Genomic DNA, 12,923 nt, shown 5'->3' with positions numbered 1-12,923 from the left:
CACCGTCAGTACACGTCGCGCACGTAGCGCTTGTCCGCGATCAACTCGCGCTTGTAGTCGTGGGCAGCCGATTCCGACCTACCGCCATGGGTCTTGATGATGTCGGTGAGCACGGCATCCACATCCTTGGCCATCTTGGTGGCGTCGCCGCACACGTAGAAGTGCGCCCCGTCTTCCAGCCAGCGCCACAGCACTTCGCCGCGCTCGCGCATCTGGTGTTGCACGTACACCCGCTGCGCCTGGTCCCGGGAGAACGCCAGGTCCAGGCGCGTCAGTAGGCCATCGGCCGCAAAGTCTTCCAATTCATCTCGGTAGTAATAGTTTTCGGCGCGGCGTTGGTCGCCGAAGAACAGCCAGTTGCGGCCGGTATGCCCCAGGGCGCGGCGCTCGTGCAGGAACCCGCGGAACGGCGCGACACCGGTGCCCGGGCCGACCATGATCATCGGGGTCAGCGCATCCTCCGGCGGCCGGAAATGCGGCGCCGGTTGCAGGAACACCGGAACCGTCTCGGCCCGGTTTGCCAGAAATGTGGATGCCACGCCCTCGCGCAGGTTGCCGCGCGCACCCTGATACCGCACCACCGACACGGTCAGCTGCACCTCGTGTGGACTCACCAGTGGACTCGACGAGATGGAATACGACCGCGGCGCCAAGCGCACCAACGCATCTCGCCATTCGATCGGATCGGCCCGCACCCGGAATTCCTCGAGCAGGTCCAGCCCTGTGCGGCCTTCCAGCCAGAGGTCCCGCTCAGCCTTGGGCGCCCGCAGAATCTTGGCATCGCAGCGCTCCGAGAGGAAGCTGATCAGCGTCGGCGACACCTTGCAGATGTCGTACGACATGGTCAGCGCGTCACGCAGCGCCTTTTCACCGCCATCGATTTCGATCACCTCGTCACCGGACAGCCCGGTGGCAGTCAACCAGGCGGACACCGACTCCGGCGCGTTGGCGACGACGACACCGAGCGCGTCGCCGACGCCGTAGCTGACGTCGTGACCGGACAGGTCGAAACCGAACTGCCGGACTTCCTTGGCACCTCCGTTGGTCAGTAAAATGTTGCGGCACAACGGAACCGTCAGCGGGTTGTTGCGGGTGAACGGCGGGGCGGGTTTCGCGGGTGTGGCCAGTTCGATCGTTTCGGCCACCGCGGTGGCAAGCAGGTCCGTCACCGCGTCCGCCCAATGCGTCAACGGCTCGTCGTCGTAGGCCTCGCAGTCGCTGCGGTCCAGGAGCGGCACGGCGCCCAACTCGGCAAAGCGACGATCCAGCGATTTGGCGTACCCGCAGAAGTTCTCGTACGCCCGATCCCCGATGCCCAGCACCGCGTACCGCACCCCGGCCAACGACGGGGCATCGGCGGCAGTCATCCGAGCCCAGAAGTCCGCTCCGTTGTCCGGCGGGCCCCCGTCACCGAAAGTGCTGGTGACGACCAAGACGTCGTGGGCAGCGGACAGCTCGGTCAGCGGCGTGTCATCGAGCACGCGAAGGCGCGCACCGCCGATCCGCCCGGCCAGTCGCGACGCGAACTCCTCGGCAGTGCCGGTCTGCGACGCCCACAGCACCAGCGGGCCATCGACCGCCGCCACCACCGACGGAGTTTCGACCGGCGCTGCTGCGCCGTGAGCCCCCGCGAGTGCGCCGTTGACCCACAGCCGCACCGTCGCACTGACCGGTGCGGCATCTGGCAACACCGGCACTCCGGTGCAGTGTGGCAACCCGGCTAAAAATCCTGACAGATAGATCTTTTCGGTGTCGTCGAGCGCCGGCGGCCCGGCCAGGCCGAGCGCCCCGGCCAGCGGGTGCACGGCGACCGCAACCGGCTGCGGGGTGACCACGGCAGGAACCGGCGCCGGGGCCAACCGCACCGCGCAGGCTTTGAACTCCGGTTGCAACGACTGCGGGTCCACCGCGTCGTTGGTGACCGCGTTGATCGTCAGGTTCTCGCCCTGCTCGTCGTTCCAGTGGAACGGCGCAAAGCAATTGCCCGGGCGGACCCGGTCGGTGATCACCGCGGGCAGCATCGCCCGACCGCGACGCGACGCGATCTCGACCGTGACACCATCGGTGATACCCAAAGCCTGCGCGTCGGCCGGATTTACCTCTACAAACGGCGACCCGTTGAGCTTGTTGAGCTTGTCCACCACGCCGGTCTTGGTCATGGTGTGCCACTGGTGCTGCAGACGGCCGGTGTTGAGCACCACGGGAAACTCGTCGTCGGGTAATTCGGCGGCGTCCAGATGCGGCCGGGCATGGAACAACGCGCGCCGCGACGGCGTCGGGAACGCCAACCGTGGCCGGTGCCCGTCGATCTCCAGCAGGTCCTGGCTGACGCCATCGTTGAGGTATCGGATGGGGTTGCGGTCTCCCGCTCCGGCCGGATGGTCCTCCGGCGGGCACGGCCACTGCAAGGGCGTCTGGCGCAGCCGCTCATAGGAGGCGCCGCGCAGGTCGTATCCCGTTTGCGGATTGGAGAATTCGCGGATCTCGTTGAAGATCTGCTCACTGGATTTGTAGGCGAACTGGTCACCGAAGCCCAGATGGCGAGCCACGTCGCAGATCAGCTCCCAGTCCGGCCGCGCATCCCCGGCGGGCGCAATGCTCTGCTGCAGCAGAGTCAGGTTGCGTTCGGAGTTGACCATGACGCCTTCGGCTTCGGCCCACAGTGTGGCGGGCAGCACGATGTCGGCGTACCCGTTCGTCGCGGTGTCGCGGAAGGTGTCCTGGGTGATGACCAGCTCGGCGGCCTGCAGTCCGTCGATCACGGTCTGCCGATTAGCCACGGTGGCAACGGGATTGGTGCAGATGATCCACACCGCTTTGATGTCACCGGTGCCCAGCATCCGGAACATCTCGACGGTGCCGGGACCGACGTCGGTGCGGATGGTGCCGGGTTCCAGCTCCCACTGCGCTTCGACGAAGGCGCGATCAGCGGCCGAGGTCACGGCCCGCTGTCCCGGCAATCCGGGCCCCATGTAGCCCATTTCGCGGCCGCCCATGGCGTTGGGCTGACCGGTCAGGGACATCGGCCCGCTACCCGGACGGCAGATCGCTCCGGTGGCCAGGTGCAGATTGCAGATGGCGTTGGTGTTCCAAGTGCCGTGGGTGCTCTGGTTCAGACCCATGGTCCAGCACGACATCCACTCCCCTGCCTCGGCGATCATCGCCGCCGCACGGCGGATGTCGGCCTCGGGAATGCCGGTGATCTCGGCCACCTTCGCGGGCGGATAGTCCGCGAGGAACTCGGGCATGCCGTCCCAGCCCTCGGTGTGCTCGGCAATGAACTGCCGGTCGATCGCGCCGTTTTCGAGCAACAGATACAACAGGCCGTTCAGCAGTGCCAAGTCGGTTCCAGGCTTGATCTGCAGGAACAGATCAGCTTTGTCCGCGGTGGCAGTACGACGAGGGTCGACGACGATCAGCTTGGCGCCCTTGGCAATTCGGTCGGCCATCCGCAGGAACAGAATCGGATGGCAGTCGGCCATATTGGCACCGATGACGAAAAACAGATCGGCACAATCGAAATCGGTGTACGAGCCGGGCGGGCCATCGGCACCGAGGGACTGCTTGAAGCCGGTGCCCGCGCTGGCCATGCACAGCCGAGAGTTGGATTCGATATGCATGGTGCGGAGGTAGCCCTTGGCCAATTTGTTGGCCAGGTACTGCGCCTCGATGGTCATCTGCCCCGAGACGTACAGCGCGACGGCGTCCGGCCCGTGTTCGTCGACGATGGCACGCAGCCGCCGTCCGGCCTCTTCGGTGGCGTCATCTGTTGCGACGCTGACCATCTGGCCGCCCCGCCGGACCAGCGCGGTGGCCAGCCGACCGCTGTCGGCGGCCATCATCTCCGCGTGGGTCGCGCCCTTGGTGCACAGCCGACCAAAATTGGTCGGGTGTAACCGGTCCCCGGATACCCGGGCGATCACCGATCGGCCCGTAGCGGGGTCGCTGCGGGTCTGTACCGAGATCCCGCAGCCCACCCCGCAATACGAGCACGCGGTGCGTGTCGTCTGGGCGTCGGCAGCCATGGCGACCTAGCTCGCCCCCACGGGCTGCGGAACCATCGCGACCCGGCCCTCGGTGCGACTCACCCGGAGGAACACCGCCCAGGTCACCACGGCGCACACCACGTAGAAGGCCAGGAATACCCAGAACGCGTTGGTGGCAGACTTGGCCGAACCGACGTAGGACGCCCGCAGCACCAGGTTGATGAATACGCCGCCCAGGGCTCCGACGGCGCCGGCGAATCCGATCAGTGCACCCGACATCCGACGGGCCCAGGAAGCCTTCTCGTCGCGGTCCAGGCCGTCCATGTCGGCAGCCTTGGCTTCGAAGATCGCCGGGATCATCTTGTAGGTGGACCCGTTACCGATGCCGGACAAGATGAACAGTGCGATGAAACCGATGACATAGCAGGTCATCTCGGTGCTGTTGGCGACTCCGTGACGGCCGTCGACGATGCTGCCCGTGGCGACCAGGATGCCGGCGCCGAACATCATCGCCACGAACGTGTAGAGAGTGATCCGGCCGCCACCGATCCGGTCGGCCAGCTTGCCGCCGAACGGCCGGGAGATCGAGCCCAACAGCGGACCCAGGAAGGAGATCTGGGCGGCGTGCAGAGCAGCCTGTGCAGCGGTGTTCCCGGCGGCCAGGAAGTTGATCTGCAACACCTGCGCGAAGGCGAAGGAGAATCCGATGAAGGAACCGAAAGTACCGATGTACAGGAAGCTCATCACCCAGGAGTGCTTGTAGCGCAATACTTCCGCGATGGCACCGAAGTTGGACTTCTGATTACGCAAATTGTCCATGAACAGCGCGGCGCCGAGAGCGGCGAGCGCGATCAGCACCAGGTACACCGCACACACCAGCCAGGCGGCGGTGTTGCTGACCGTGGCGATCACCAGCAGGCCGACCAACTGAATGACCGGGACACCGATGTTTCCACCGCCGGCGTTCAAGCCCAGCGCCCAGCCCTTGAGCCGTTGTGGATAAAAGGCATTGATGTTCGTCATCGACGAAGCGAAGTTGCCGCCGCCGAGACCGGCGACCGCCGCGATCACCATGAATGTCGTGTACGAGGTTCCCGGCGTGGTCATCGCCCACAGCGTCAACGTCGTAGGGATGACCAGCAGCAGCGCGCTGATCACCGTCCAGTTGCGGCCTCCGAACTTGGCCGGGGCGACGGTATAGGGCACCCGCATGATCGCGCCGACCAGGGTCGGCATGGCCACCAGGTAGAACTTGCCGGCCGCGTCGATGTGAAAGATGTTCTGCGGCATGAACAGAACCATCACCGACCAGATGGACCACACCGAAAAGCCCACGTGCTCAGCAACAATGGACCAGATCAGGTTGCGGCGGGCGATCCGGTTTCCGCCGGACTCCCAGGCTTCGACGTCCTCGGCGTCCCAGTGTTCGATGTCATGGCTGCGGCTCAGTACTGTCACGTTGGCTCCAGATGCTCGTAGCTGTTTGAAACAGTTGTACGAGTGCGCGATTCCGTGACCGTTGCGCAATCGTGTACGACGCGTCAAACCCGACTCACATGCCGCAGTAGGGTTGGTGCACCGCAGGATTCACAACGGCATCGTGACTGAAACGCTGCGGCAACATTCGCGGTAACTGTGCGTACCGTCACAGCCCCGTGCGCTCGCGGGAACCACCTGTCGAGAATCGACCGGGGGCTACGACGGGGTCCAGCCGGGCCCACGGAAAGTGTGGCCCCAGCGAGCCCGCCAGGTCCGCGCGGTCCGCACGTCACGCCAGATCGCGCCGTACTCGTGGGTGGCCACCCGCAGCGGGTTGAAGGTCTTGATGTTCTTGGTCAGTCCGTAGACCACCCGCTCGCCTTCGGGCTCGAAGCTGCCGAACAACCGATCCCAGATGATCAGGATGCCACCGAAGTTGGTGTCCAGGTACTGGTTGTTGGAACCGTGATGGACCCGATGATGCGATGGCGTATTCATCACGAATTCAACTGGCCGCCAAAGTTTTCCGACCCGCTCGGTATGAATGAAGAACTGGTAGAGCAGGCTGATCGACTGTTGCAGCAGGATCATCCACGGCGAGAAGCCACCGAAGGCGAGAGGCAACCAGAACGGTAGCGAGGTGAACGGTGTCCAGGTTTGACGCAGGGCGGTGGAAAGGTTGTAGTGCTCGCTGGAGTGGTGCACGACGTGGCTGGCCCAGAACACCCGAATGGTGTGGTGGGTCCGGTGGTACCAGTAGTAGACGAAGTCGTCGGCGAAGAACAGCGCGATCCAGGTCAGCGGGTTGCCGGCCGGCAGGTGCACCGGCGCCAGCAGGTAGGCCCCACTGAATGCCGCCAGCACTGCCAGCTTCCAGCCGATGTTGATGATGACGTTGCCAATGCCCATGGTCAGACTGGTACGGGAGTCCCGTAACTCGTAGCCAACCTCGCCCTCGTCGGGCAGTAGATAAAAGGACAGGGCTTCGAGCACCAGGCAGAGCACAAACACCGGCACCGCATGCAGGATCAGGTCGAACACGGATGGCTACTCCTGGCCGGAAGCGTCAGTGGCAGAAAGGGTTTCGACGACCCGGCCGAGCAGCTCGTCGGCCAGCCGGTGAGCACCGTCGCCGTCGCGGGCGGCCAGCCGCTCCGCCAGGGCGATATGCGCATCTCGGTCAGCCAGTTCGGCGGCCGTGCCGAGCTGGGCGATCATGTCGAAGCCGATATCGGCGAACGCGGCCACCAGCGTGTTCAGCGCCAGGCGGTAGGCCAGGTTGCCGCCGCCGTCGATCACCAGGGTCCAGAACACCAGGTCGGCAGCGACGGAGTCGTCCGTCCACTCCGGCGGGTAGGCCACCGCCGCCGCGGCGACCGCCGCCAGCTGACTGTCCGTGGCGTTGCGCGCACACAACCGGGCGGCGTCGGCGGCCACCGAGCGGCGCATCACCATGATGTCGCGGGCGATCTGCACTGCCGGCACCGCGCCGGTCGACGCCAAGGTGCTCAGTACATCCAGACCGGCGGTCTTCCGCCAATCCTCGACGCGAGTCTTACCGCCGTGACTGATCCTGATCAGCCGGGCCTGTTGCAGCCGCTTGAGCGCCTCACGCACCGCGTGGCGGTTCACTGCGAAGGCCGGCGCCAGCTCACGCTCCGACGGCAGCGCAGCGTCGACCTCGATGCGTCCCGACAGGATTTCGTCGACGAGGTGGGCGAACACGGCATCGGACACCGCGGCCCGGGCGATCGGCTCGATTTCCATGCCCTGAATCATCTCGGCCGGATCCCAAACTGGTCAACTGGTTGGACCAGTTATCTGGGTCACATCAGGCCCGCACACAAAAAACCCGTGGGCGCAGTGCGCTCACGGGTTTTTACTTGCTCGGTGGGACCTGGCGGGTCAGCGCCGACGCCCCAGACGCCCCAGCAGACCACGCGGCTGGGATTCGGCTGGTGTCTGGACGGTCGTCGGGGTCGGAGTGCCGCTGTCGGCCGCAGGCTTGTCGTCGGCCCGAGGCTCGGACTCGTCCCGCGCCTCGTCTTTGGCTTCCGCCGCAGGCTCGGGCTCAGCTCCGGCCTCCGGTTCGGCCGCTGTTTCGGGCTCGGGTTCGAACGCTGTTTCGGCCTCGGCATGGGTATCCTCGGCGACGTCCGACTCGGACTCGTCGGCCGGCTCCTCGGGCTCGGATTCCGACTCGGCTGCAGGCTCCTGGGCTGCCTCCGCGGATTCCTCGGCGACAGGCTCCCCCGCAGCTTCTTCATCGGCCGACTCGTCCGATGAATCCCCTTCGACGGCAGCGTCTTTCACCTCTGCCGGCTGGTCCGACTCGGTTTCATCGGCTTCCTGCGGGTACTCCTGGACGGCCTCGGTGTCGTTGGCGTCCTCCGCGTCCTGCGCCGGGGACTGCCCGCCGCGCGAACGCTCCCGCAGCGCGTCGACGATCAGCAACAGCACGCCGATCACGCTCGCACCGATACAAACCCAGGCGATCAATTCGTTGCTGGTGACGACGGCCGTCACCAGCGCTGCCAGGCCGATTACGGCCAGGACCAAAGCAACGATCAGCATGAGTCAGCCGTCAGCTGCCCCGGTTGAACCCAGCACCCTCGCCACCGGCATTCGACTCGGCGGGTGCCGCCGAACCGCGCTGGCCGAGTTCCTCCAGCTGCGACTCCAGGTAGGTCTTGAGCCGGGTCCGGTACTCACGCTCGAAGGTGCGCAGCTGATCGAGGCGACCTTCAAGCACGCCACGCTGCTGGTTGATGTTGCCCATGATCTCGGTGTGCTTGCGCTCGGCATCGGCCTGCAGTGCGTCGGCCTTCTCCTGCGCCTGACGCAGCTGGGTCTCCGACCGGGTCTGCGCGTCGGCCAGCATGGCGTCGGCACGCTTCTTCGCATCGGAGAGCGTCGCCTCGGCTGACTTCTTGGCGTCGCTGACCAAGGCGTCGGCCTGAGCCTTCGCATCGGAGAGCATCTTTTCCGACTCGGCCTTCGCCGAACCGGTGAGCCGATCGGCAGTGTCCTGGGCCAGGCTCAGCACCTTGGCAGCGCGGACATGGTGGTCCTCGCTGACCGGCGCGGCCGGGGCCACCGGAGCAGCGACCACCGGAGCCACGGGCACGGGTTCGGGCTCAGGAGCCTTGTAGACCGGCATCGCCTGCGTCGCCTGAACGCCGCCGCCCGCGCGGGCCGCCGTCAGTTCCTGCTCGTACTCGGCAACCCGCTGACGGAGATCGGTGTTCTCCTCGATGAGCCGGGTCAGCTCGTTCTCGACGAGGTCGAGGAATGCATCGACCTCGTCCTCGTTGTAGCCGCGCTTGCCGATGGGCGGCTTACTGAACGCGACGTTGTGAACGTCAGCTGGTGTAAGCGGCATCGTCTGCCCCCTTGGAGTCTGGACCGTCAATCGGTTTCAAAGTGTAAAGCCTGTAAAGCATTCGTCGAGTAACTGGCGTCCATCCTGTCACAGCAGACCCTGCGGTTGCGGACGAGGTGCGGAATTAAGAACGAATTTCAGTGTTTCATTGGAATTTCCGCAAGTGCGGCCAATGCCGACACCGCCAGCAACGTCGCATTAATGACAAAGATGTAATTTCTACTTCCGCTGATCAGAACGCCGGAGTCGCGGCCTTGAACGCCATCTCCCACCCCATGAAGGCCAACAACAGCAACAACATGATCGAGAGGTCGAAACGCACCGCGCCGATGGTCAGCTGCGGAATCACCCGCCGCATGAGCTTCACGGGCGGGTCGGTAGCCGTCATGATGACCTCCAGGATGACCACCGTCAGCCCCTTGGGCTGCCAGTCCCGGCTGAACGACCGGATGAACTCGATCACCACACGAGCGATCAACAACAACCAGAAAACGAACAGCACAAAGCCCAGGATTTCGAAGAACAACGCCAACGCAGTGAACCTCACTACCGTGTGAACAGGAGACCGGCGCAACATCCCCGCAGGCAGGGGCGCCGGGTGAAATCAGCCTACCCCGGCCAGAACTCAGACCCCTCCGGCGTGGGCCGAAGGGGTCCGTTCGAAAAGCTCTGGTTACTGGTAGCTGTAGAAGCCGGCCTCGGCGATCCGCCGACGCTCCTCGGCGCTGACATCCACGTCCGCCGGGGACAGCAAGAACACCTTGGTGGCGACCTTGTCGAACGAACCACGCAGGGCAAACGCCAGACCGGCCGCGAAATCAACCAGACGCTTGGCGTCGGCGTTGTCCATCGACACCAGATCCATGATCACCGGGGTGCCGTCGCGGAACCGCTCGCCGATGGTGCGAGCCTCGCTGTAGTCCTTCGGGCGCAGCGTGGTGATCTTGGCCAGCGGGCTACCGGCCTCGAAGAGCTCAGCCATCCGGCGGGGCTCCATAGCTACCGCGCCACGGGTGGCACCACGCAGTGTGTTGAACCGGGGACGCTCGAACTCACGCGGGCCACGAACTGGCATCTCGTCGTAGCCACCACGGTAACCCATTGGGCCACCGACCATTTCGCGTCCGTACTCGCGGCCACCCATGCGCTCGTCGTAGCCGCGCGACTCTCCGCGACCGTAGTCGTCATCCTCGAAGTGTTCGTCGCGGGCGCGGCGCGGGTAGGGGCGCGACGAGCGGTCTTCGTCGTCGTAGTACTCGTCGTCGTAATCGTCCATCGGCGCCATACCGAAGTAGGCCTTGACCTTATGCAGTGTGCTCATCGGATGCCCCTAATAGCTAAGACCAGTTTGTGTGGTGACTGTGATGTAAGTGTGACTGGAGTGACTACTCATGGTGACGTTAGAGGACGCGGTCCCATTAGCGCGGTACCGACACGCACACAGGTCGACCCGTATTTCACGGCGATCTCCACGTCGCTGGACATGCCGGCCGACAGCCCCAGGGGTTGCTGGTAATGCGTTTGTACCCTGTGCAATTCGTCCTGCAGCCGAGCGAACTCCGAGTCGGGGTCACTGGCCAGCGGCGGAATCGCCATCAGCCCGGCTAACTGCAAACCGTCGGCCGCCTTGGCAGCCGCACACAACTCGTCCACCTCATCGGGGTGCTGGACCGACACCCCACCGCGGGCCGGATCGCCGTCGAGGCTGACCTGGATGTAGACCTGCAACGGCTCGGATCGCAGCCCCAGCTCCAGCGCGGCGACCGCACCGCGGGCCAGTGCAGCAACCAGCGCGACGTTGTCCACCGAATGCGCCGCAGCCGCCCAAGTGGCCACCGCGCGGGCTTTGTTGCGTTGAATTCGGCCGATCATGTGCCAGCGAATTGTCGTGTCCGGTAATACCGAATCAACCTCGGCCACCTTGCGCGCGGCTTCCTGCTCACGCGACTCACCGAATTCGGTGCAACCCAGATTCTGAAGTCCGATGACATCGGAGGCCGGAAAGAATTTCGTCACCGGAAGCAATGCGACATCGTCGAGGTCGCGCCCGGCCGCCGCCACCGCCGTCGCCAACCGGGCCCGCACCCGGGCCAGCGCCTCGGCGAGCTCGGCCTGCCGAGAGGCCGACGGCGACGTCATTCCATCCACACCACCGACGCCAGTCGCCCGGTCGGGGCGCCGCGCCGATGGCTGAACAGATTCGGATCATCGACGGTGCACCGCGGATCGATGTCGATGGCCGTGACACCCAACCCGGCGAGCTGCCGGGCGATTCCGGCGCGCAGATCCAGGCCTACCGTGCCACGGGCCGTGGTGGTCACACTGCCGGGCAGGGTGGCCTCCACCTCGTCGGCCATCTCGTAGGGCACTTCGTAGTTGCGCCCGCTGACCGCCGGGCCCAGCAGCACCGAGATTTCGGCGACGTCGCTGCCGAGGCTCACCATCGCCTCGACCGCGCGGACCACGATGCCCTTGGCGGCACCGACCCGCCCGGCGTGCACCGCACCGACCACACCGTTTCGGGCGTCGCCCAACAACACCGGCACGCAGTCCGCGGTGATCACTGCCAGTGCCAATCGCGGCGTGGCAGTCACCAATGCGTCGGTGTTGTCGAACGCTCCCCCGGCTCCAGTTCCGGGGGCCTCGACAACCTCGACGTGGTCACTGTGTACCTGGTTCATCCAGACCAGGCTGTCCGGCCCCAGCCCGACGGCATCCGCCAGCCGAGACCGGTTGGCGGACACGGCCTTTGGGTCGTCACCAACGTGATCACCCAGGTTGAACGTGTCGAACGGCGGCTTGGACACACCGCCCGCCCGTGTGGTGGTTACCCGTCGTATCCGAAAGGTCACGATTCGAGTAGATCAGTGCCGCATGAATGGCGGGACATCGACGTCGTCATCGGAGATGCCGTCATCACCACCGCCGATGCGGACCGTGGTGCCGTTGGTGTGGGCCGGCACGCTGACCGCCTCGACCGGCTCGAACACCGACGAGCTGACCTTGCCGTGCGCACCGCTCTTGATGGTCGACACTGCCGCCGCGGCACCGCTGGGCGAAGCCACCGGCTTGCGGCTCGGCCCGGCCGAGTCGAATCCGGCCGCGATGACCGTCACCCGGACCTCGTCGCCGAGCGAGTCGTCGATGACCGTTCCGAAGATGATGTTGGCCTCGGGGTGAGCGGCGTCCTGCACCAGCGACGCGGCCTCGTTGATCTCGAACAGGCCCAGATCACTGCCACCGGCCACCGACATCAGCACGCCCTGAGCGCCGTCCATCGAGGCTTCCAGCAGCGGCGAGTTGATGGCAATCTCGGCAGCCTTGAGCGCCCGGCCGTCACCGCGTGCCGCGCCGATGCCCATCAAGGCCGTGCCCGCGCCGCTCATCACGCCCTTGACGTCGGCGAAGTCGACGTTGATCAAACCGGGCGTGGTAATCAGGTCGGTGATGCCCTGCACACCGTTGAGCAGCACCTCGTCGGCGCTGCGGAACGCGTCCATCAGCGAGACGGCGGCATCGCCCATCTGCAGCAGTCGGTCGTTCGGGATCACGATCAGGGTGTCGCAGCTCTCGCGCAGCGACTGGATGCCCGACTCGGCCTGGTTCGACCGGCGCTTGCCCTCGAACGAGAACGGACGGGTCACCACACCCACGGTCAACGCACCGAGCTTGCGGGCGATGGACGCCACGACGGGCGCGCCACCGGTACCGGTGCCGCCGCCCTCGCCTGCGGTCACGAACACCATGTCGGCCCCGCGCAGCAGCTCTTCGATCTCATCCTTGGCGTCCTCGGCCGCCTTGCGTCCCACCTCGGGGTCGGCGCCGGCACCCAGACCACGGGTCGACTCACGGCCCACGTCGAGCTTGACGTCGGCCTCACTGAGCAGCAACGCCTGGGCATCGGTGTTGATGGCGATGAACTCGACGCCGCGAAGGCCCTGTTCGATCATCCGGTTGACGGCATTGACGCCGCCACCGCCAACGCCGATTACCTTGATGACGGCGAGGTAGTTGTGCGGGGGTGTCATTGGTCGTCTTCCTCCCTGGATCGGTTGTCCGGAGCAAAACTTCTTCAA

The 12,923-nt window shown here is 65.5% G+C and carries 11 protein-coding genes; all 11 read right to left on the bottom strand.

Features of this window, described 5'->3' with window-relative positions:
- Positions 1 to 5: 5 nt before the first annotated feature.
- On the bottom strand, positions 6 to 4,025 hold the full coding sequence (locus ABIA30_RS24595) for a molybdopterin-dependent oxidoreductase (protein ID WP_370070292.1): 4,020 nt from the start codon (positions 4,023 to 4,025) through the stop codon (positions 6 to 8).
- Positions 4,026 to 4,031: 6 nt separating this feature from the next.
- The gene (locus ABIA30_RS24590) at positions 4,032 to 5,435 is read right to left on the bottom strand and encodes a nitrate/nitrite transporter (RefSeq protein WP_370070386.1); all 1,404 of its coding nucleotides are present in this window, start codon (positions 5,433 to 5,435) and stop codon (positions 4,032 to 4,034) included.
- Positions 5,436 to 5,681: 246 nt separating this feature from the next.
- Positions 5,682 to 6,506 carry a sterol desaturase family protein gene (locus ABIA30_RS24585; protein WP_370070291.1) on the bottom strand — a complete coding sequence of 275 codons (825 nt, stop codon included), beginning with the start codon at positions 6,504 to 6,506 and terminating at the stop codon, positions 5,682 to 5,684.
- 6 nt (positions 6,507 to 6,512) lie between these two features.
- Positions 6,513 to 7,232 carry a FadR/GntR family transcriptional regulator gene (locus ABIA30_RS24580; RefSeq protein WP_370070289.1) on the bottom strand — a complete coding sequence of 240 codons (720 nt, stop codon included), beginning with the start codon at positions 7,230 to 7,232 and terminating at the stop codon, positions 6,513 to 6,515.
- A gap of 138 nt (positions 7,233 to 7,370) precedes the next feature.
- Entirely contained in the window at positions 7,371 to 8,039 is a 669-nt protein-coding gene (locus ABIA30_RS24575) for a hypothetical protein (RefSeq protein WP_370070287.1), read from the bottom strand.
- Between the two features lie 10 nt (positions 8,040 to 8,049).
- Positions 8,050 to 8,847, bottom strand: coding sequence for a DivIVA domain-containing protein (locus ABIA30_RS24570; protein WP_370070285.1), 798 nt, complete (start codon positions 8,845 to 8,847; stop codon positions 8,050 to 8,052).
- A gap of 232 nt (positions 8,848 to 9,079) precedes the next feature.
- Complete coding sequence (locus ABIA30_RS24565) at positions 9,080 to 9,379, bottom strand: YggT family protein (RefSeq protein WP_370070384.1); 300 nt, start codon at positions 9,377 to 9,379, stop codon at positions 9,080 to 9,082.
- 141 nt (positions 9,380 to 9,520) lie between these two features.
- On the bottom strand, positions 9,521 to 10,168 hold the full coding sequence (locus tag ABIA30_RS24560) for a cell division protein SepF (RefSeq protein WP_370070283.1): 648 nt from the start codon (positions 10,166 to 10,168) through the stop codon (positions 9,521 to 9,523).
- Between the two features lie 68 nt (positions 10,169 to 10,236).
- Positions 10,237 to 10,986 carry a YggS family pyridoxal phosphate-dependent enzyme gene (locus ABIA30_RS24555; protein WP_370070281.1) on the bottom strand — a complete coding sequence of 250 codons (750 nt, stop codon included), beginning with the start codon at positions 10,984 to 10,986 and terminating at the stop codon, positions 10,237 to 10,239.
- Positions 10,983 to 11,699, bottom strand: a complete 717-nt coding sequence (gene pgeF, locus ABIA30_RS24550) for a peptidoglycan editing factor PgeF (protein WP_370070279.1) — start codon at positions 11,697 to 11,699, stop codon at positions 10,983 to 10,985. Before pgeF ends, ABIA30_RS24555 begins: the two co-directional genes overlap by 4 nt.
- Positions 11,700 to 11,711: 12 nt before the next feature.
- Positions 11,712 to 12,875 carry a cell division protein FtsZ gene (gene ftsZ / locus ABIA30_RS24545; RefSeq protein WP_370070278.1) on the bottom strand — a complete coding sequence of 388 codons (1,164 nt, stop codon included), beginning with the start codon at positions 12,873 to 12,875 and terminating at the stop codon, positions 11,712 to 11,714.
- Between the last annotated feature and the right edge of the window lie 48 nt (positions 12,876 to 12,923).

This window comes from Mycobacterium sp. MAA66 (assembly GCF_041261665.1).
GTDB lineage: Bacteria > Actinomycetota > Actinomycetes > Mycobacteriales > Mycobacteriaceae > Mycobacterium.
This window is presented reverse-complemented; position numbering and strand designations above follow the sequence as displayed.

Bases quoted from the DNA above. Each gene is read 5' to 3' on its own strand.
- ABIA30_RS24595 (WP_370070292.1), bottom strand. From the start codon at position 4,025: ATGGCTGCCGACGCCCAGACGACACGCACCGCGTGCTCGTATTGCGGG.
- ABIA30_RS24580 (WP_370070289.1), bottom strand. From the start codon at position 7,232: ATGGAAATCGAGCCGATCGCCCGGGCCGCGGTGTCCGATGCCGTGTTC.
- ABIA30_RS24575 (WP_370070287.1), bottom strand. From the start codon at position 8,039: ATGCTGATCGTTGCTTTGGTCCTGGCCGTAATCGGCCTGGCAGCGCTG.
- ABIA30_RS24570 (WP_370070285.1), bottom strand. From the start codon at position 8,847: ATGCCGCTTACACCAGCTGACGTTCACAACGTCGCGTTCAGTAAGCCG.
- ABIA30_RS24560 (WP_370070283.1), bottom strand. From the start codon at position 10,168: ATGAGCACACTGCATAAGGTCAAGGCCTACTTCGGTATGGCGCCGATG.
- ABIA30_RS24555 (WP_370070281.1), bottom strand. From the start codon at position 10,986: ATGACGTCGCCGTCGGCCTCTCGGCAGGCCGAGCTCGCCGAGGCGCTG.
- ftsZ (WP_370070278.1), bottom strand. From the start codon at position 12,875: ATGACACCCCCGCACAACTACCTCGCCGTCATCAAGGTAATCGGCGTT.